Origin of the sequence: Streptomyces sp. NRRL F-525 (assembly GCF_000716605.1) — a bacterium.
In the GTDB taxonomy this organism is placed as follows: domain Bacteria; phylum Actinomycetota; class Actinomycetes; order Streptomycetales; family Streptomycetaceae; genus Streptomyces.
The window spans coordinates 67,880-87,966 of the sequence record NZ_JNXE01000028.1 but is presented as its reverse complement, the minus strand read 5'-3'; the positions used below and the strand labels follow the sequence as shown (position 1 = coordinate 87,966).

Annotated in this window: 15 protein-coding genes; 1 reads left to right on the top strand and 14 read right to left on the bottom strand. The window is 69.5% G+C overall.

The features are described from left to right. Window positions 1-530: 530 nt before the first annotated feature. Window positions 531-3,668 carry an isoleucine--tRNA ligase gene (ileS, locus tag OO69_RS32625; RefSeq protein WP_033284467.1) on the top strand — a complete coding sequence of 1,046 codons (3,138 nt, stop codon included), beginning with the start codon at window positions 531-533 and terminating at the stop codon, window positions 3,666-3,668. A 205-nt stretch (window positions 3,669-3,873) separates the two neighbouring features. On the opposite strand, the gene OO69_RS32620 is transcribed toward ileS, so the two are convergent. From OO69_RS32620 to OO69_RS32555, 14 genes are all read right to left on the bottom strand, one after another. Further along, a complete protein-coding gene (locus tag OO69_RS32620) occupies window positions 3,874-5,118 on the bottom strand; it encodes a DivIVA domain-containing protein (protein ID WP_033284466.1) in 1,245 nt (414 codons plus the stop codon). Between the two features lie 52 nt (window positions 5,119-5,170). Then, window positions 5,171-5,461, bottom strand: coding sequence for a YggT family protein (locus OO69_RS32615; RefSeq protein ID WP_019062316.1), 291 nt, complete (start codon window positions 5,459-5,461; stop codon window positions 5,171-5,173). A 50-nt stretch (window positions 5,462-5,511) separates the two neighbouring features. Then, window positions 5,512-6,153, bottom strand: coding sequence for a cell division protein SepF (locus OO69_RS32610; RefSeq protein ID WP_033284465.1), 642 nt, complete (start codon window positions 6,151-6,153; stop codon window positions 5,512-5,514). A gap of 128 nt (window positions 6,154-6,281) precedes the next feature. Next, a complete protein-coding gene (locus OO69_RS32605; RefSeq protein ID WP_033284464.1) occupies window positions 6,282-7,001 on the bottom strand; it encodes a YggS family pyridoxal phosphate-dependent enzyme in 720 nt (239 codons plus the stop codon). A 6-nt stretch (window positions 7,002-7,007) separates the two neighbouring features. Then, window positions 7,008-7,736, bottom strand: a complete 729-nt coding sequence (pgeF, locus tag OO69_RS32600) for a peptidoglycan editing factor PgeF (RefSeq protein WP_033284463.1) — start codon at window positions 7,734-7,736, stop codon at window positions 7,008-7,010. Beyond that, a complete protein-coding gene (ftsZ, locus tag OO69_RS32595; protein WP_033284462.1) occupies window positions 7,733-8,920 on the bottom strand; it encodes a cell division protein FtsZ in 1,188 nt (395 codons plus the stop codon). Before ftsZ ends, pgeF begins: the two co-directional genes overlap by 4 nt. Before the next feature lie 277 nt (window positions 8,921-9,197). Next, window positions 9,198-9,992 carry a cell division protein FtsQ/DivIB gene (locus OO69_RS32590; protein ID WP_033284461.1) on the bottom strand — a complete coding sequence of 265 codons (795 nt, stop codon included), beginning with the start codon at window positions 9,990-9,992 and terminating at the stop codon, window positions 9,198-9,200. Between the two features lie 25 nt (window positions 9,993-10,017). Continuing rightward, window positions 10,018-11,109, bottom strand: a complete 1,092-nt coding sequence (gene murG, locus OO69_RS32585; protein ID WP_033284460.1) for an undecaprenyldiphospho-muramoylpentapeptide beta-N-acetylglucosaminyltransferase — start codon at window positions 11,107-11,109, stop codon at window positions 10,018-10,020. Between the two features lie 6 nt (window positions 11,110-11,115). Beyond that, the gene (gene ftsW / locus OO69_RS32580) at window positions 11,116-12,483 is read right to left on the bottom strand and encodes a putative lipid II flippase FtsW (RefSeq protein WP_033284459.1); all 1,368 of its coding nucleotides are present in this window, start codon (window positions 12,481-12,483) and stop codon (window positions 11,116-11,118) included. Window positions 12,484-12,504: 21 nt separating this feature from the next. After that, window positions 12,505-13,938, bottom strand: coding sequence for a UDP-N-acetylmuramoyl-L-alanine--D-glutamate ligase (gene murD / locus OO69_RS32575; protein ID WP_051801336.1), 1,434 nt, complete (start codon window positions 13,936-13,938; stop codon window positions 12,505-12,507). Next, window positions 13,920-14,993, bottom strand: coding sequence for a phospho-N-acetylmuramoyl-pentapeptide-transferase (gene mraY / locus OO69_RS32570; RefSeq protein WP_078652664.1), 1,074 nt, complete (start codon window positions 14,991-14,993; stop codon window positions 13,920-13,922). The genes murD and mraY overlap by 19 nt, the downstream gene beginning before the upstream one ends. Beyond that, entirely contained in the window at window positions 14,990-16,405 is a 1,416-nt protein-coding gene (locus tag OO69_RS32565; RefSeq protein ID WP_033284457.1) for a UDP-N-acetylmuramoyl-tripeptide--D-alanyl-D-alanine ligase, read from the bottom strand. Before OO69_RS32565 ends, mraY begins: the two co-directional genes overlap by 4 nt. Window positions 16,406-16,409: 4 nt before the next feature. Next, complete coding sequence (locus tag OO69_RS32560; protein WP_033284516.1) at window positions 16,410-17,930, bottom strand: UDP-N-acetylmuramoyl-L-alanyl-D-glutamate--2,6-diaminopimelate ligase; 1,521 nt, start codon at window positions 17,928-17,930, stop codon at window positions 16,410-16,412. A gap of 173 nt (window positions 17,931-18,103) precedes the next feature. Further along, a complete protein-coding gene (locus tag OO69_RS32555) occupies window positions 18,104-20,086 on the bottom strand; it encodes a peptidoglycan D,D-transpeptidase FtsI family protein (RefSeq protein ID WP_324604572.1) in 1,983 nt (660 codons plus the stop codon). Between the last annotated feature and the right edge of the window lies 1 nt (window position 20,087).

Below are 20,087 nucleotides of genomic sequence, written 5' to 3'. Positions count from 1 at the left end.
GCAACGGGGCACGCCGCCCGATTCGTCCACCCCCCTGGCCTCGCGCGGCAAGCCTTCAAGCGTTGTGCCCAGCTCCCCGCCCGGTAATCCGCCGAGTCCGACACCCCGAACATCGAACGCGTGTTCAGCGCCATTCGGGTCACGCGACGGGTCGGCAAGCCTCCCGCCGAGGCCCCCGCAAAACCGGTCGGCCGCTGTCCGTGCGGCCCCGTACACTGGGCGGAGCGAGAAGCGTGGATGGGGACGAGTAGCGGCGTACGCAGCCCAGAGCGACCCGGGGACGGTGGAAGCCCGGGGGCCGGCGCGACGTGAAGATCACCCCGGAGCCGCCGGAAGAAAGCCGCAGCCCACCAGCCGCGGCCGGTAGACCCGGTATCGCGACCCCAATGAGGGGGCTCACTGGTGCGCTGGACGCACCGGGGAGCCAAGGAGGGTGGTACCGCGGGAGCGCGCCGCACACGGCGTACGGAATGTCGTAGCTCTCGTCCCTCCGGACGGAAGGCAGAAAGTCCGCCGGAGGAAGCTCGCTGATGACAACGCCGACGTACCGCCAGGTGCCCGCCCAGGTCGACCTGCCCGCGCTCGAGCACGCCGTGCTCGACTTCTGGCGCGAGCAGAAGATCTTCGCCAAGACCCTGGACCAGTCCGAGGGGCGCCCCGAGTGGGTGTTCTACGAGGGCCCGCCCACGGCCAATGGCATGCCGGGTGCCCACCACATCGAGGCGCGCGTCTTCAAGGACGTCTTCCCCCGCTTCCGCACCATGCGCGGCTACCACGTGGCCCGCAAGGCCGGCTGGGACTGCCACGGCCTCCCGGTGGAGCTGGCGGTCGAGAAGGAGCTGGGCTTCACCGACAAGCAGGACATCGAGGCGTACGGCATCGCCGAGTTCAACGCCAAGTGCCGCGAGTCCGTGACCCGGCACACCGACGCCTTCGAGGCGCTCACGACCCGCATGGGGTACTGGACGGACCTCGAGAACCCGTACCGCACGATGGACCCCGAGTACATCGAGTCGGTCTGGTGGTCCCTCAAGGAGATCTTCGACAAGGGCCTGCTGGTCCAGGACTACCGCGTCGCCCCCTGGTGCCCGCGCGACCAGACAGGCCTCTCGGACCACGAGCTGGCGCAGGGCTACGAGACGGTCGTCGACCCCTCCGTGTACGTCCGTTTCCCGCTCACCTCCGGTCCGCTGGCCGGCCGTGCCGCACTCCTGGTCTGGACGACGACCCCCTGGACGCTGGTGTCCAACACGGCCGTCGCCGCCCACCCCGAGGTCACCTACGTCGTAGCGACGAACGGCGAGGAGCGGCTCGTCGTCGCCGAGCCGCTCCTCGGCAAGGCCCTCGGTGAGGGCTGGGAGACCACCGGTGAGTCCTTCACCGGCGCCGAGATGGAGCGCTGGACCTATCAACGTCCGTTCGAGCTCGTGGAGTTCCCGGAACCCGCCCACTACGTGGTGAACGCGGAGTACGTGACGGTCGAGGACGGTACGGGTCTGGTCCACCAGTCCCCCGCCTTCGGCGAGGAGGACCTCAAGGTCTGCCGCGCGTACGGCCTGCCAGTCGTGAACCCGGTCCGTCCGAACGGCACGTTCGCCGAGGACGTCCCGCTCGTGGGCGGTGTCTTCTTCAAGAAGGCCGACGAAAAGCTCACCGAGGACCTCAAGGACCGCGGTCTGCTCTTCAAGCACGTGCCGTACGAGCACAGTTACCCGCACTGCTGGCGCTGCCACACCGCGCTGCTCTACTACGCGCAGCCCTCCTGGTACATCCGCACCACCGCCGTCAAGGACCGTCTCCTCCAGGAGAACGAGAACACCAACTGGTTCCCGGACACGGTCAAGCACGGCCGGTACGGCGACTGGCTGAACAACAACATCGACTGGGCGCTGTCCCGCAGCCGCTACTGGGGCACCCCGCTCCCGATCTGGCGCTGCACGGAGGACCACCTCACCGTGGTGGGCTCCCGCGCGGAGCTGACCGAGCTGACCGGCAGCGACCAGTCGGCCCTGGACCCGCACCGCCCGTTCATCGACGCGGTCACCTTCGCCTGCCCCCAGTGCGGCGAGAGCGCCACGCGCGTGCCCGAGGTCATCGACGCCTGGTACGACTCGGGTTCGATGCCGTTCGCGCAGTGGGGCTACCCGCACAAGAACAAGGAACTCTTCGAGTCCCACTACCCCGCCCAGTTCATCAGCGAGGCCATCGACCAGACCCGCGGCTGGTTCTACACGCTGATGGCGATCGGCACCCTGGTCTTCGACAAGTCGTCGTACGAGAACGTCGTCTGCCTCGGCCACATCCTCGCCGAGGACGGCCGCAAGATGTCCAAGCACCTCGGCAACACCCTGGACCCCATCCCGCTGATGGACCGTCACGGCGCGGACGCGGTGCGGTGGTTCATGGCCGCGGGCGGCTCCCCGTGGGCGGCACGCCGCGTGGGCCACGGCACCATCCAGGAGGTCGTCCGCAAGACCCTCCTCACCTACTGGAACACGGTCGCCTTCCAGGCCCTGTACGCGCGCACGTCCGACTGGGCACCCAGCGCGGCGGACCCGGCCCCGGCCGACCGCCCGGTCCTGGACCGCTGGCTCCTGTCCGAACTCCACGCCCTCACCGACCAGGTGACACAGGCCCTGGAGTCCTACGACACCCAGCGCGCCGGCAAACTCCTCTCGGCGTTCGTCGACGACCTCTCGAACTGGTACGTCCGCCGCTCCCGCCGCCGCTTCTGGCAGGGCGACAAGGCCGCGCTGCGCACCCTGCACGAGGTCGTCCAGACGGTGACCCAACTGATGGCCCCGCTCACCCCGTTCATCACCGAGCGGGTCTGGCAGGACCTCATCGTCCCGGTGACCCCGGGCGCCCCGGAGTCCGTCCACCTGTCCACCTGGCCGGAGGCGGACCTCTCCGTCATCGACCCCGAGCTCTCCCAGCAGATGGTCCTCGTACGGCGCCTGGTGGAGCTGGGCCGGGCCACGCGCGCGGAGTCGGGCGTCAAGACCCGCCAGCCGCTGTCCCGCGCGCTGATCGCGGCCACGGGCTTCGCCGCCCTGGACCGCGAACTGCACGCCCAGATCACCGAGGAGCTGAACGTCGAGGGACTCGCCTCCCTCAGCGAGGTCGGCGGCTCCCTGGTCGACACCACCGCGAAGGCCAACTTCCGCGCGCTGGGCAAGCGCTTCGGCAAGCGCGTCCAGGACGTCGCCAAGGCCGTCGCGAACGCGGACGCGGCCGCGCTGTCCCTGGCACTGCGCGAGGGCACGGCGTCCGTCGAGGTGGACGGCGAGACCATCACCCTGGCCCCCGATGAGGTGATCATCACAGAGACCCCGCGCGAGGGCTGGTCCGTGGCCTCCGACTCGGGAGCGACGGTCGCCCTCGACCTGGAGATCACCGAGGAACTCCGCCAGGCAGGCCTGGCCCGTGACGCGATCCGGCTGATCCAGGAGTCCCGCAAGAACAGCGGCCTGGACGTCGCCGACCGGATCGCCCTGCGCTGGACGTCGACCGACCCGGCGGTCATCGCGGCCCTGTCCGAGCACGCGTCCCTGATCGCCGACGAGGTCCTCGCCACGGACTTCACCCAGGGCGAGGCCGACGACACCTACGGCACCCCGTTCACCGACGAAGGCCTGTCCCTGGTGTTCCGCCTGCACAAGGCGTAAGCACCACCGCCGGTACGGGAAAGGGCCCGGCCTCCTACGTGGAGGCCGGGCCCTTTTCTCGCGCCCAACGGCGCCCAACTCACGTGACCCAACGGTCAACTCACATGATCCCGCGGTCAACCCGCGTAAAAAGGGCGGGGCCCCGGATCGAAATCCGGGGCCCCGCCCTGAACGCTGCCGACGCCGAAGGCGTACTAAAGGCCGGTCAGTTGTCGTCCTCGTCGATCAGGAACCCGCGCATCGGCGAGGGAGCCTGGCCCATCGGCGACGGGCCCTGCGGCCGTACCGGCGCCATCGGCTGGGTCATGGCCGGGGACATCTGCTGCTGGCCGCCGTAGGACGGACCGGCGGGCGGCGGGCCGCCCATGCCCTGGTTGCCGCCGTACGACGGGGCGCTCGCGCCTGCCGGGGCCATGGAAGGCGCCGGGGACGGCGGAAGCGACGCGGTCGCCGGAGTGCGCGGCGGGGCCAGCGAGTCGTCGGCCTGGGTCTCCAACTGACGCAGCTGGGACTCCAGGTAGGACTTCAGACGCGTGCGGTACTCGCGCTCGAAGCCGCGCAGGTCCTCGACCTTGCGCTCCAGCGTGGCGCGGGCGGACTCCAGGGAGCCCATCGCGACGCGGTGCTTCTCCTGCGCGTCCCGCTCCAGGGCGTCGGCCTTGGCACGGGCGTCACGCTCGAGACCCTCGGCGCGCGAACGGGCCTCGCCGACAATCTTGTTGGCCTCGGAACGGGCCTCGGCGATCGCCTGGTCGGCGGTCTGCTGGGCCAGCGAGAGGACACGGGCGGCGCTGTCGCCACCGGGGCCCTGCTGCGGCATGCCGCCACCCATGGGACCGCCCATCGGGCCGCCCATCTGCTGCTGCATGGGGGGCTGGCCGCCCATCTGACCCTGCATCGGGCCCTGGCCCATCTGCTGCATCTGGCCCTGCATCGGACCCTGGCCCATCGGACCGCCCATGGGGCCCTGTCCCATCGGACCCTGGCCCTGCGGGCCGCCCTGGCCCTGACCGCCGGGACCGGCGGGCAACTGCGGGGCACCGCTCGGCAGCTGGGGCGGGCCGCCCATGGGGCCGCCCATCTGCTGCTGCGGCGGGCCCGATATGCCGGCGGGCACCGGGCCACCCGGACCGCGCATGCCTTGCGGGGGCATGCCCTGCTGGGGCATCCCCTGCTGCTGCATGCCGCCTTGCTGCATGCCGCCTTGCTGCTGCATGCCGCCCTGCTGCTGGTCCTGTTCGGGGGGCTTGCGCATGTTCTGTTGGTTCTGCGCCGCGGCGCGCGTGGCCGCGGCCAGCTTGGCGCGCAGGTCCTCGTTCTCGCGGAGCAGGCGCGTCAGTTCGGCTTCGACCTCGTCGAGGAAGGCATCGACCTCGTCCTCGTCATAGCCTTCTCGGAGGCGGACGGTCGTGAACTGCTTGTTCCGCACGTCCTCGGGGGTCAACGGCATCTCTTCACCTCAACGTAGTCATCGGCAGTCGGCAAGACCGTATCGTCCACTGTCACCTCGCGAGATTGCCCACGATAGAGATCAAGATGTAGACGATGATCATCAGGACGAAGAAGGACAGGTCGAGCGCCACGCCCCCGAGACGCAACGGCGGGATGAACCGCCGCAGAAGCTTCAACGGTGGATCGGTGACAGTGTAGGCGGCCTCCAGAACGACCACCATCGCCTTGCCGGGTTGCCATGAGCGGGCGAACTGGAAGACGTAGTCCATGACCAACCGGAAGATGAGCACGATGAGGAACACCATCAGCGCGATGTAGATCACCTGCGCGAACACGCTCATGGTCTGTCTTTCCCTCTCCCCTGTTCCGTGCTTACTAGCGGCTGTCTGTCTCAGCTCTGATTGAAGAACCCGCCCTCTGCGATGCGGGCCTTGTCCTCCGCCGTGACATCGACGTTAGCAGGCGACAACAGGAACACCTTCTGCGTCACCCGCTCGATGCTGCCGTGAAGACCAAACACCAAACCGGCCGCAAAGTCGACAAGTCGCTTGGCGTCTGTGTCATCCATCTCAGTCAGATTCATGATCACCGGGGTGCCTTCACGGAAGTGTTCCCCGATGGTACGGGCCTCGTTGTAGGTCCGGGGGTGAAGTGTGGTGATCCGGTAAGGCTCTCGTTCCGACACGACCTTGGGCATGATCACCGGTGCGTTCTTCTCCAGGGACTGGCGTTCTTGTGTGATGGATGCCACGGGCGCGATACGCGCCGGACGCCCTGATTCCGCACCCAGTGAAGCGGAATGGGACACCGGTTCGCGAGGGGCCGGAGGCTGCACCACTCGTACTGGTTCGTCCCTTTGAGACTGATGTGGGGTGTGTGACTGGTGCGACGGCTCGTGCCGTCGGCGGTCCCGCTCGGGCTCCGGGTCCAGTTCGGGTTCGAAGTCGTCATCGGGGTCGAAACCCCGGCCGTCGTACCCATCGTCCTCCACGAGGCCGAGGTAGACCGCCATCTTGCGCATCGCGCCGGCCATGCTCTGAGTCCTCCGCTCTGTGGTGGATCGGCTGACGACTGCCAAGTGCCCGCGATCCACGAGGTCGTTATGCCCGCCTTCGGCGGCATTGACCATATTTTCTGCTGTGGTCCGACTTCCTGGCGACGTTACCCGAGCCTGGGGCGCACGCCGAGTACCGCAGTGCCGACGCGTACATGTGTCGCTCCGGCTGCCACGGCCTGTTCGAGGTCCGCACTCATCCCTGCCGACACCATGTTCGCAGCAGGATGGGCTCGGCGCAGGTCAGTCGACAAATCCATCAACCGCCCGAACGCCTCCAGTTGGCGTCCCGCGTACTCACCGGTGAGCGGAGCGACGGTCATCAGCCCGTCGAGCCGCAGTCCCGGAGCCCCGGCGACGAGATCGGCCAACTCCCCGATCCCGCCCGGTCCGACGCCTCCGCGCTCGCCCCGCCCGCTCACTCCGGCATCGAGTGCGACCTGGATGAGACAGCCCAGTTGGCGCCCGGACCGCTCGGCCTCCTTCGACAGCGCGGTGACGAGCCGGGACCGGTCGACCGACTGCACGACATCGGCGTAACCGACCACGGATCGCACCTTGTTGGTCTGCAACTGACCCACGAAGTGCCAACTCAGCGCCAGATCCGCACATTCGGCGGCCTTCGGGGCGGCGTCCTGGTCCCGGTTCTCGGCGACTTGACGCACTCCGAGTTCCGCCAACATCCGCACGTCACTCGCCGGATAGGTCTTGGTGACCACGATCAGGGTCACTTCTTCACGCTTCCGCCCGGCCGCGGCACAGGCGGCGGCGATGCGCTCCTCGACTTTCGCCAGATTTACGGCGAGTTCAGCCCTACGGTCCGTCATGTCCCGTCAGTCCAGCCAGACATAGCTCGCCAGCCGCCCGGTGGTCCGGTCGCGGCGGTACGAGAAGTGGTCGTCCGATTCACGGGTGCACACCGGCGACTGCTCCCGGTCGCGCACCCCGAGCCGGTCGAGCTGCGCGTGCGCGCCGGCGGTCACGTCGACCGCGGGAGTGCCCCAACTCGTCTCGGCGTACGCCGCCGGTTCCACGGCGGCGACGTCGGCGCGCATGTCCGCGGGCACTTCGTAGCACCGGCCGCAGACGGCGGGTCCGGTGCGGGCGACGATCCGGGCGGGATCGGCGCCGAGTTCGACCATGGCCGCTACGGCGGCGGGGACGACCCCGGCGACCATGCCCGGGCGTCCGGCGTGGGCCGCGCCCGCGATCCCGGCGACCGGGTCGGCGAGCAGGACCGGCGTGCAGTCGGCGGTCAGCACGGCGAGGGCGAGGCCACGCCGGGCGGTGACGAGCGCGTCGACGGAGGGGATGTCCGAGGCGCCCCAGGGCTCCTCGACGACCGCCACGTCGGCCCCGTGCACCTGGTTCATCCAGACCACCAGGCCGGGGTCCAACCCCAGTGACTTGGCGGCCAGTTCGCGATTGGTACGGACCGCGTCGGGGTCGTCCCCGACCGCCCCGCCGAGATTGAGCTCCTCGTACGGAACGGCGCTCACCCCGCCCCACCTGTCGGTGAAGGCGAAGTGCGCGCCGCTCACGGTGTCGAACTGTCCTATCACTTCAGGAAGTCCGGTACGTCCAGCTCCTCGGCGGCGCTGTCCGAGTAGGTCCGCGACGGCGGGACCGGCGGGGCGACCGGGAGGTCGGCGACCGGCTCCGGAGCGTGCTCCGGCTCCTCCTTCGGCTTGACGCTGCCGAGCGACCCGAAGGACGGACGGCTCTCCTGCCGTACCGGAGTCGGCTCGTCGCGGCGGGCCGAGCCGGCGCTCGTGCTGGTGTCCCGGCGGGTCGGCGGCTGGCCGCCGTCGAAGCCGGCCGCGATGACCGTGACCCGGACCTCGTCGCCGAGGGCGTCGTCGATGACCGCGCCGAAGATGATGTTGGCCTCGGGGTGGGCGGCCTCGCTGACCAGTTGGGCCGCTTCGTTGATCTCGAACAGGCCGAGGTCGGAGCCGCCGGAGATGGAGAGCAGGACGCCGCGGGCGCCGTCGATGGAGGCCTCGAGGAGCGGCGAGGAGATCGCCATCTCGGCGGCCGCCACCGCGCGGTCGTCGCCGCGGGCCGAGCCGATGCCCATGAGGGCCGAACCGGCCTCGGACATCACGGACTTGACGTCGGCGAAGTCGAGGTTGATCAGGCCGGGCGTGGTGATGAGATCGGTGATGCCCTGCACACCGGAGAGCAGGACCTGGTCCGCCGACTTGAAGGCGTCGAGGACCGAGACCTGGCGGTCCGAGATGGACAGCAGCCGGTCGTTCGGGATGACGATGAGGGTGTCGACCTCTTCGCGGAGTTCGGCGATGCCGTCCTCCGCCTGGTTCGCCCGGCGCCGTCCCTCGAAGGTGAACGGGCGGGTGACCACGCCGATCGTGAGGGCGCCCAGGGAGCGCGCGATGTTGGCCACGACGGGGGCGCCGCCGGTACCGGTGCCGCCGCCCTCTCCGGCCGTCACGAAGACCATGTCGGCCCCCTTGAGGACCTCCTCGATCTCCTCGCGGTGATCCTCGGCGGCCTTGCGGCCGACGGCCGGGTTGGCGCCGGCGCCGAGTCCGCGGGTGAGTTCGCGGCCGACGTCGAGTTTGACGTCGGCGTCGCTCATCAACAGCGCCTGCGCGTCGGTGTTGATGGCGATGAACTCGACGCCCTTGAGACCGACCTCGATCATCCGGTTGATGGCATTGACACCACCGCCGCCGACACCGATGACTTTGATGACTGCGAGGTAGTTCTGCGGTGCTGCCACGTCGAAGGCCTCTCGCCTCGAGTTACGTGTCGTCGGTCGCGGTGTTCCGCGACCCGACGACGGATGCCGAATGGGACGGTCCGTAGCGCCGACCCGAACCCTAACGTTGAAGTTTAGGGTTACCAGTGTGTCCGTTCCTTGAAGTCTTCTGAACAGGACACTAAGTCGACAAGTGGCGCACGTTCAACGAACACGCCGAACCTCCCGTTTTTCTTTTCACCCTATGTGATCAGCCGTAGCGCTGCCCAACCAGGGTGCTGGCCTGCGCGAATGTGCGTCAACTCCCGGCTGACGCAGGGGCGGTGGGAACACTTACGTCGAAGTGCCGGGCGCCGGAAGCTGCTTTCATGAGAGCGGTGAGCGTACGCGCCTTCGCTGTGCCCTTCTCGCCACTTCCCCATGCGACGGTACGGCCGCCGGTCAACTCCAGTGAGATGTCGTCGTAGGAACGGACCTTGACGGTCTGGGTGACGCGTGCGACCGCGGCCGGAATGTCACCCGCGACGCCCACCGCCTCGCGTACGAGGCGGTCCTCGCCGAAGCGGCGCAGGCCCGCCGCGGACGAACTCGATTGCGAGAGCGCCAATTCGAGGGTGGGGACGGACTTCGGGGGTGTGGAAACGGTGGCGAACCGCACGCCCTCGTCGTCCACTTCGACGAAGTTTCCGCCCTTTTTCACCACCAGGACCGGGCTGCGTTCGGTCACTTTCAGCCCGATTCCATGAGGCCAGGAACGGACTACGTCAACGGTGTCAATTCGGGGCAATTTCCTGCGGAGTCGGGCTTCGATCGCATCGGTGTCGACCGAGACGAGTGGTCCGCCGACCGGAACGCCGGCGGCTTCGCGCACCTGTTCCGGCGTCAGGATCTTCGTGCCGGAGACCGACACCTTCTCGACCCGCAGCCACTGCGAGCCGTAGAGCAGCCAGACCGTGGCGGCGCCCAACAGGACTGCGGCGAGGGCGAGTACGACAATCAGACGAAGACGTCTGGGCCCCAGACGCCGGACAAGGGGCGGGCCGGACGACTCCTGTTGGCGTTCACCGCGCTCGGCGGTCGTCGGTCCGGCCACGATCCCCTGCCTCTCTCACATATGGCTAGCGGTGCCGCGAGGCGATCGCCTCGTACACCATGCCGACGAGCAGGTCGTCGGCGTCCCGGCGGCCGAACTCGCTTGCCGCGCGCGACATTTCGTACAGCCGGTGCGGATCGGCGAGCACGGGCAGGACATTGCCCTGGACCCATTCGGGCGTCAGTTCCGCGTCGTCGACCAGGAGTCCGCCGCCGGCCTTGACCACCGGCTGGGCGTTCAGCCGCTGTTCGCCGTTGCCGATGGGCAGCGGGACGTAGGCGGCCGGGAGTCCGACGGCGGAGAGTTCGGCGACGGTCATCGCGCCCGCGCGGCAGAGCATCATGTCGGCCGCGGCGTACGCGAGGTCCATCCGGTCCACGTACGGTACCGGGATGTAGGGGGGCATCCCCGGCATCTGGTGCACCTGCGGCAGTTCGTTCTTCGGGCCGACCGCGTGCAGGATCTGGATTCCGGCCTGTTGGAGGTACGGCGCGACCCGCTCGACCACCTCGTTCAGGTGCCGGGCGCCCTGCGAGCCGCCGGAGACCAGCAGCGTCGGCAGGTTCGGGTCGAGCCCGAACGCGGCCCGGGCCTCGGGCCGTACGGCCGCGCGGTCCAGGGTGGCGATCGTGCGGCGCAGCGGGATGCCGATGTAGCGGGCGTCGCGCAGCTTGCTGTCCGGGGTCGAGACGGCGACCCGGGCCGCGTACCGCGAGCCGATCTTGTTGGCCAACCCGGGCCTGGCGTTGGCCTCGTGGATCACGATCGGCACCCCGAGGCGCTTGGCCGCGAGGTAGCCGGGCAGCGCGACATAGCCGCCGAAGCCGACGACGCAGTCCGCCTTGGTGCGCTCCAGGATCTGCTCGGCCGCCTTGATCGTGCCGCGCAACCGGCCCGGCACGGTGATCAGTTCGGGGGTGGGCTTGCGCGGCAGGGGTACGGCGGGGATCAGCGCGAGTTCGTAGCCCCGCTCGGGTACGAGACGGGTCTCAAGGCCGCGCTCCGTGCCCAGGGCTGTGATCCCCACGGTGGGGTCCTGCCTGCGCAGGGCGTCCGCGAGGGCGAGCGCCGGCTCGATGTGGCCGGCGGTCCCCCCACCGGCGAGTACGACATGCACCGAAATTCACCGCTCTCCGGACGAACGCGCCGCCGAGGCACGCCGTCGCATCGTGTTCCATCTCCGGGGCCGTTGGCCAAAACCGGTACCCCTGGCCCCCCGCTTTCTACCAAAGCGGGGTTGCCGCATCGCAAGCGCCGCCCGCGCAGCGGGGTCGTCGCGCGCGAAGGCGATCAGCAACCCGATGGCGAACATGGTCGGCAGCAGGGCGGAACCCCCGTAGGAGAACAGCGGGAGCGGGACGCCGGCGATCGGCAGCAGGCCGAGCACCGCACCGATGTTGATCACCGCCTGAGCGATGATCCAGGTGGTCACGCCTCCCGCGGCATACCTCACGAAGGGGTCCTCCGTGCGTCCGGCCACGCGGATACCCGCATAGCCTAGAGCCGCGAAGAGGGCGAGCACCGACAGTGTGCCCGCCAGACCCAGTTCCTCACCGGTGACGGCGAAGATGAAGTCGGTGTGGGCCTCGGGGAGTTGACCCCATTTCTCCACACTCGCCCCGAGCCCGGAGCCGAAGATCCCGCCGGATGCGAGCGCGTAGATCCCGTGCACGGCCTGCCAGCAGTCGGCGACCCCGGTCTTGGGCTCGGTGGCGCCGATGCAGGCGAGCCGGGCCATGCGGTTGGGGCTGGTCTTGATGAGGATCACACCGATCGCGGCCGCGATCGACAGCACGCCGACGAAGAGCCGGGTCGGTGCGCCGGCCAGCCACAGCAGGCCGAACAGGATCGCGGTGAGGATGATCGCCGTACCCATGTCGCCGCCGAGCATGATCAGCCCGAGCAGCATGAACGCGACGGGCACCAGCGGCACCAGCATGTGCTTCCACTGGGACAGCATCGCCTTATCCTGCTTGCGGGCGAGCAGATCGGCACCCCACAGGACCAGGGCCAGCTTGCCGAACTCGCTCGGCTGGATCTGGAAGGAGCCGCCCAGGGAGATCCAGTTGCGGTTGCCGTTGACCGACATCCCTATCCCCGGCAGCTGCACCAGCGCCATCATGAAGACGGCGCCCGCGAGGATCGGATAGGCCAGCGCCCGGTGGAGTTTGACCGGCATCCGCGAGGCGGCGAGCGCCAAGACCCCGCCGATACAGGCCGCGAGGAACTGTTTGCGGAAGAAATACGAGCCGGGCAGCGAGAGTTGGAGCGCGGTGATCTGGGACGCCGAGTAGACCATCACCAGACCCAGCACGGTGATCAGCACACTGCCGCCGGCGATCAGGTAATAGGCCGTCAGCGGGCGGTCCCAGGCCCGGCGGGCGTTGGCGTACAGCCGTCGGACGGGGTTGTCGCGGACGGTCCTGGCGGCGGCGGGACGTCTGGGGGTCCGCTGCTGCACGGGCGGCCGGCCGGTACGGCTACTGGGCATCAGCGCCTCCGCTTGCGTCGGTCAGGCGCCGAGTTCGCGAACCGCCGTGGCGAACGCGTCACCGCGCTTGTTGTAGTTGGCGAACATGTCCATGGAGGCGCAGGCCGGGGCGAGCAGCACCGTGTCGCCGGCGGCGGCGAGCCGCTGTGCCTCCTGGACAGCCGCGAGCATCGCCCCAGTGTCGGTCCGGTCGAGGTCGACGACGGGTACTTCCGGCGCGTGTCGCGCGAGGGCTTCGCGGATCAGCGCGCGATCGGCGCCGATCAGCACCACACCCCGAAGGTGCTTCGCCGACTTGGCGACGAGTTCGTCGAAGGTCGCGCCCTTGGCGAGGCCGCCCGCGATCCACACGATCGACTCGTAGGCCGCCAACGAGGCTTCCGCCGCATGGGTGTTGGTGGCCTTGGAGTCGTCGATGTACGCGACGCCGTCCACATCGGCCACGTGCGCGATGCGGTGCGCGTCGGGCGTGAAGACCCGCAGCCCGTCCCGTACGGCCTTGGCGGGCACCCCGAAGGCGCGCGCGAGGGCGGCGGCGGCAAGGGCGTTGGCGATGTTGTGCGGGGCGGGCGGATTGACGTCCGACACCTCGGCGAGTTCCTGCGCGTTCTTCTGCCGGTCCTCGACGAAGGCACGGTCCACCAGAATGCCGTCCACGACGCCGAGTTGGGACGGCGCGGGACTGCCGAGGGTGAAGCCGATCGCCCGGCACCCCTCCTCCACGTCGGCCTCGCGGACGAGTTCCTCGGTGGCCTTGTCGGCGACGTTGTAGACGCAGGCGACCTGATTGCCTTCGTAGATACGGCCCTTGTCGGCGGCGTACGCCTCCATCGAGCCGTGCCAGTCGAGGTGATCGGGCGCCAGGTTGAGAACGGCGGCGGAGTGGGCGCGCAGCGAGGGCGCCCAGTGCAGCTGATAGCTCGACAGTTCCACGGCGAGGACGTCGTACCGCTCGTCCCCGAGTACGGCGTCCAGGACCGAGACGCCGATGTTGCCGACCGCCGCCGTGCGCAGGCCGCCCGCCTTCAGGATCGAGGCGAGCATCTGGACGGTGGTGGTCTTGCCGTTGGTGCCGGTGACGGCCAGCCAGGGGGCCGCCCCGGGGCCGCGCAGGCGCCAGGCCAGCTCCACGTCCCCCCACACCGGAACACCCGCCTCACGCGCCGCCGTGAACAGCGGCTTGTCGGGCTGCCAGCCGGGGGTGGTGACGATCAGTCCGGTGCCGTCGGGCAGGGTCGCCCCGTCGCCGAGGCGCACGGTGATGCCGAGCGCCTCCAGGTCGGCCGCCTGGGCCCGGGAGCGCTCGTCGTCGCCGTCGTTCACGACTGTGACGAGCGCGCCGAGGCCGTGCAGGACCTTGGCCGCCGGGATGCCGGAGACACCGAGCCCGGCGACGGTGACGTGCTTGCCCTCGAAGGAGGGACCCTGACCGTCGGTCACTTTTCCGCTGCCCATCCCGCGTAGAAGAGGCCCAGGCCGACGATCACGCAGATGCCCTGGATGATCCAGAAACGGACCACCACGAGCACTTCGGACCAGCCCTTGAGTTCGAAGTGGTGCTGGAGCGGAGCCATGCGGAAGACCCGCTTGCCGGTGAGCTTGAACGAGCCGACCTGGATGACCACCGACATCGTGATGAGGACGAACAGACCACCCATGATGGCGACCAGCAGCTCGGTGCGGGAGAGGATCGCCAGACCCGTCAGCACACCGCCGAGGGCCAGCGAACCGGTGTCCCCCATGAAGATCTTGGCCGGTGAGGTGTTCCACCACAGGAAGCCCAGGCAGGCACCCATCAGCGCGGAGGCGATGACCGCGAGGTCGAGCGGATCGCGCACCTCGAAGCAGGCGTTCGGGTTGGTCAGGGTCTGCGCGTTGGCGCAGGACTCCTGGAACTGCCAGACACCGATGAAGGTGTAGGCGCCGAAGACCAGCACCGAGGCGCCGGTGGCCAGGCCGTCCAGACCGTCCGTCAGGTTCACGCCGTTCGACATCGCGAGGATCATGAACAGCGCCCAGATCACGAACAGGATCGGGCCGATGTTCCACCCGAAGTCCGTGATGAAGGACAGCTTCGTCGAGGCCGGGGTGTTGCCGCTGGCGTCCTTGAACTGCAGGGCGAGCACCGCGAAGCTGATGCCGACGATCAGCTGGCCGGCCATCTTCGCCTTGGCCCGCAGGCCCAGCGAACGGCGCTTGACGATCTTGATGTAGTCGTCCAGGAAGCCGACCAGGCCCATGCCCACCATCAGACCGAGCACCAGCAGACCCGAATAGGTCGGCGTGTAACCGGTGATGACCTTGGACAGGAAGTAGGCGGCGACCGTCGCGAAGATGAACGCGATACCGCCCATCGTCGGCGTACCGCGCTTGCTGGCGTGCTCGCGCGGGCCGTCGTCACGGATGTACTGGCCGTAGCCCTTGCGGGCCAGCAGCTTGATCAGCAGCGGGGTGCCCACCAGGGTCAGGAACAGGCCGATGACTCCTGAGAACAGGATCTGCTTCATCATCGGGCGGCAACCTCACCCTCGGCACCGGTCTCGATGAGCGCCTGCGCCACGCTCTCGAGCCCGACCGACCGGGACGCCTTCACGAGAACGACGTCTCCCGGGCGCAACTCGCTGCGCAACAGGTCGACCGCCGCCTGTGCGTCGGACACGTGCACCGACTCCTCACCCCACGAACCCTCGTTATATGCGCCCAGTTGCAGCCAGGACGCTTCCCTGCCCCCGACCGCGACGAGCTTGCCGACATTGAGCCGGACGGCCAGCCGTCCGACCGCGTCGTGCTCGGCGAGCGCCTCGTCCCCGAGCTCGGCCATCTTGCCGAGCACCGCCCACGTCCTGCGTTCCCTGCCCATGGCCGCGAGCGCGCGCAAGGCGGCTCGCATGGACTCGGGGTTCGCGTTGTAGGCGTCGTTGACGATGGTCACGCCGTCCGGTCGCTCGGTGACCTCCATCCGCCAGCGGGAGAGGGAGCCCGCCTCGGAGAGCGCGGTGGCGATCTCGTCTGCGGACATGCCCAGCTCATGGGCGACGGCGGCCGCGGCGAGCGCGTTCGACACGTGGTGCTCACCGTACAGGCGCATGGTCACTTCGCTGCACCCGGAGGGTGTGTGAAGGCTGAAGGCGGGCTGTCCGCTGTCCGTGAGTCTCACGTTCTCGGCCCGTACGTCCGCTTCGCCGGACTCTCCGAAAAGGATCACCTTCGCCTGCGTACGGGACGCCATGGCCCGTACGAGCGGATCGTCCGCGTTGAGGACCGCGACGCCGCCTTCTTCAACTGAAGGGAGGGCTTCTACGAGTTCACCCTTTGCCTGTGCGATCTGCTCCCGGCCGCCGAACTCGCCGATGTGGGCGGTGCCGACGTTGAGGACGAGGCCGATCTTCGGAGGCGTCAGATCCGCGAGGTAGCGGATGTGACCGATGCCGCGGGCGCCCATCTCCAGGACGAGGAACCTTGTCTCGGCGGTGGCGCTCAGCGCGGTCAGCGGCAGCCCGATCTCATTGTTCAACGATCCCGGCGTGAACACCGTGGGCGCCTTGCGCGCGAGCACCTGCGCGATGAGGTCCTTGGTGCTGGTCTTGCCCGCCGAGCCGGTGAGGGCCACGAGGGTCGCGCCGAGCCGTCGTACGACATGACGGGCGAGGGCGCCCAGGGCGCTCTGGACGTCGTCCACGACGATCGCGGGGACGCCGACCGGGCGGGACGCCAACAGGGCCACCGCGCCCGCCTCGACGACCGCTTCCGCGAAGTCGTGGCCGTCGACGTGCTCGCCGACGAAGGCGACGAAGAGGCTGCCGGGTTCCACTTCCCGGGAGTCGCGGACCACCGAACCGGTGACCTGGACGGACGGATCCGGTATGTCGTGCGTCTGCCCGCCGACGACTTCTGCGATCTCGGCGAGGGAGAGGGCGATCACAAGTTCATCCCTGGGTCTTCTGGATAGCTTCGCGAAGCACCTGGCGGTCGTCGAAGGGACGGACCACTCCGGCGATGTCCTGGCCCTGCTCGTGGCCCTTGCCCGCGACCAGCACGGTGTCGCCCGGCTGTGCGCGGGCGACGGCGGCGGCGATGGCGGCGGCCCGGTCCTCGAAGACCTGGACCTCGCCACGCTCGTGCGCGGGCACCGACGCGGCCCCCTGGAGCATGGTCGCGAGGATCGCGAGGGGGTCCTCGGAGCGGGGGTTGTCGGAGGTCAGTACGGCGGTGTCGGCGAGCCGGGCGACAGCGGCGCCCATCGGCTCGCGCTTGGTCTTGTCCCGGTCCCCGCCGCAGCCGAGCACGACGTGCACCTTGCCCTCGGTGACCTTGCGCAGCGCGCGCAGGACCGATTCGACGGCGTCCGTCTTGTGGGCGTAGTCGACGACCGCGAGATACGGCTGGCCGGCGTCCACGCGCTCCAGGCGGCCCGGCACGCCCGGCACCGCGGCGATGCCGTCGGCGGCGAGCTGCGGGTCGAGGCCCGCGGTGGCCAGGGCGGCGATCGCGGCGAGGGTGTTGGCCACGTTGAAGGAGCCGGCGAGCGGTGAACGGGCCGTGATCAGCTCGCCCTTGGGGCCGACCGCGGTGAACGTCGAGTCCATCGGGCCGACTTCGACGTCCTCGGCGCGCCAGTCGGCGTCCGGGTGGCCCTCGGCGGAGTAGGTGACCACGGGGACCGTGGCCTCGGCGGCGAGCCTGCGGCCGTACGCGTCGTCGAGGTTGACCACGCCCTGGCGGCTGCGCAGCGGGGTGAACAGCTGGGCCTTGGCCTGGAAGTAGTCCTCCATGCCCGTGTGGAACTCCATGTGTTCCGGGCTGAGGTTGGTGAAGACCGCGATGTCGAAGATGCAGGCGTCGACCCGGCCGAGGACAAGCGCGTGGCTGGAGACCTCCATCGCGACCGCGTCGACCCCGCGCTCCAGCATGACCGCGAACAGGGCCTGGAGATCGGTGGCTTCGGGGGTCGTGCGCTCCGACTTGATGCGCTCGTCGCCGATGCGCGTCTCGACCGTGCCGATCAGACCGGTGGACCGGACCGTTTTCAGGCCGCCCTCCACCAGGTACGCGGTGGTGGTCTTGCCGGACGTCCCGGTGATGCCGATCTGGAGCAGATCGCGGCCGGGGTGGCCGTAGATGGTCGCCGCCAGCTCGCCCATCTGCCCGCGCGGGTCCTCTACGACCAGTACGGGCAGGCCTGTCGCGGCCGCGCGGTCGGCGCCGGCCGGGTCCGTCAGGACGGCTGCGGCGCCGAGGCCTGCCGCCTGCGTGACGAAGTCGGCGCCGTGCAGGCGGGCGCCGGGCAGCGCGGCGTACAGGTCGCCGGGGCGGACGGCGCGCGAGTCATGGGTGATGCCCGTGATCTCGGCGGTCGGCACCGGCTCGGCGGCGCCCAGTTCGTCGGCGAGTTCCGCGAGGGGTGTGGCGGAGATCCGCGCCGGCCTGGGCGGCCCCGGGTAGGTCACGGATGCGCCCTTCTGGGGGGTTTGGGACTGATCGGCGGGTGGCACGGCGGTGAGCGTACCGGGCGCACCCGCCCCGGAGCGAAGTGAGGGGCGGGGCCTGCTGTCCTGCTGGCCCTGGTTCCCGGACTGAGAGGTGATCATGGTCACGGATCGGTTCCTGGCTGTTGCGCTGATCAGGGCGTGAAGGTCACGGGCAGATTCGCGGCCTTCGCCCCGGTGGGCGGGACCTGGAGGGTCTTGAGGGCGAACTCCATCACCTGCTTGTAGATCGGTCCGCAGATCTGACCGCCGAAGTAGCTTCCGCTGGTGGCGTTCTGGATCGCGCAGTAGACGGTGATGCGGGGGTTGTCGGCGGGCGCGAACCCGGCGAACGACGAGGTGTAGCCCTTGTACTTGCCGGTGGCCGGATCCACGCGGTTGGCGGTGCCGGTCTTGCCCGCGACCCGGTACCCGGGAATCGCGGCCTTACCGCCCGTGCCCTGCTCGTCGTCCACCACGGACTCCAGCATCTGGGCGAGGGTCTTCGCCGTCTTCGCACTGATGACCCGGGTCTTCTTGGGCGTCGCCGCGGGCGTGAAGCGGCCGTCGGGCCCCTTCGTGCCGCGCACCAGGGTGGGCTCGACGCGGACTCCGCCGTTGGCGACCGTCGAGTACACGGAGGCCGCCTGGAGTGCGTTGAGGGACATGCCCTGGCCGAAAGGAATCGTGTACTGCTGCGAGGTCGACCACTTGTCGGCGGGCGCGAGGATGCCCTTGGTCTCGCCGGGGAAGTTCAGCCCGCTGTAGCTGCCGATGCCGAACTTGCGCAGATACGAGTACAGGACCTGGTTGGCCTCGGGCTGGGTCTTGCCGAGCTGGCCGGCCGCCTCGATGGTCCCGATGTTGCTGGACTTGGCGAGCACGCCGTTGAGGGTGAGGTTCCAGGTCGCGTGGTCCACGTCGTCCTGGAAGAGCCGGTCGCCCCGGTGCAGCCGGTTCGGCACGACGACATGCGTCAGCGGGGTGGCCGCGTTCTCCTGGAGCACGGCGGCCATCGTCATGACCTTGGCGGTGGAGCCGGGTTCGTAGGCGTCCTGGACGGCCGCGTTGCCCAGGGAGGCCGCGTTGGCCTGCGCGAGGTCGTTCGGGTCGAAGCCGGGCGCGTTGGCCATGGCGAGGATCTCGCCGGTGCGAGTGTCCTGCACTATCACGTACCCGCGGTCCGCCTTGGACTTCTTGACCTGCTCGGTGATGGCGTTCTGCGCGGCCCACTGGATGTCGCGGTCGATCGTCAGCTCCACGTCGGAACCGGGCACCGCCGGTGTCTCCGTGGAGCCCGCGGTGGGCACCTGGAGACCGCCGGACTGGGCGTAGCGGACCTTGCCGTCCTTGCCGGTGAGGTCCTTGTTCAGCTGCTGCTCGACCCCGCCGCCGCCCTTGCCGTCGGCGTTGACCCAGCCCAGTATCCCGGCGGCGAGATCGCCGTTCGGGTACACGCGCTTGGTGGTGGGGACGGCGAGGACACCGGCGATGACATTGACCGTGGTCGGGTCGGTCGAGGCCTTCGTGTTCAGCGCGCTCTTCAGGTCCTTGATCTGCTTCCAGACCTGCGGGGTCTGCCGGTTGGCGAGCACCACGTAGCGCAGGTTCTTGTTCGCGGGCCTGAGCTTCTTGACGAGGGAGGCCTGGTCCACGCCGAGGATCGGGGCGAGGAGGGCGGCCGCCTGCTCGGGCCCGTCGTCGATCTTCAGCTGCTTGCGGGTGAACAGCGTCGGGTCGGCGGTGATCGTGTACGCGTCCACGCTGGTCGCCAGCGCCACCCCGGAACGGTCGGTGATCTCACCGCGCTCGGCGGCCAGGACGTAGTCGACGTACCGGTTCTGCGCGGCCTTGGCGGCGTACGCGCTCGCGTCGACGGCCTGCACCTGGAGCAGTCGTACGACGAACGCGATCAGGACGAGGGTCAGCGCGAGGCTGATCATGCGCAGCCGGGGGCGCGGGCTGCCGAGCCGGAGGGAGCGGGGGCCCGCCGGGCGAGCCGAGGGCGGAGGAGATGCCGGGCGGCGGGCCGGGCGGGCACCGGGCCCGGGGCGGCGCCGGGGGGCGTTACCGCCCTCGGGGCGTTCGGGCCTGGCCGGTCCTGGCACTCGGCGGCGCGGCGGTTCCCTGTCGGACACT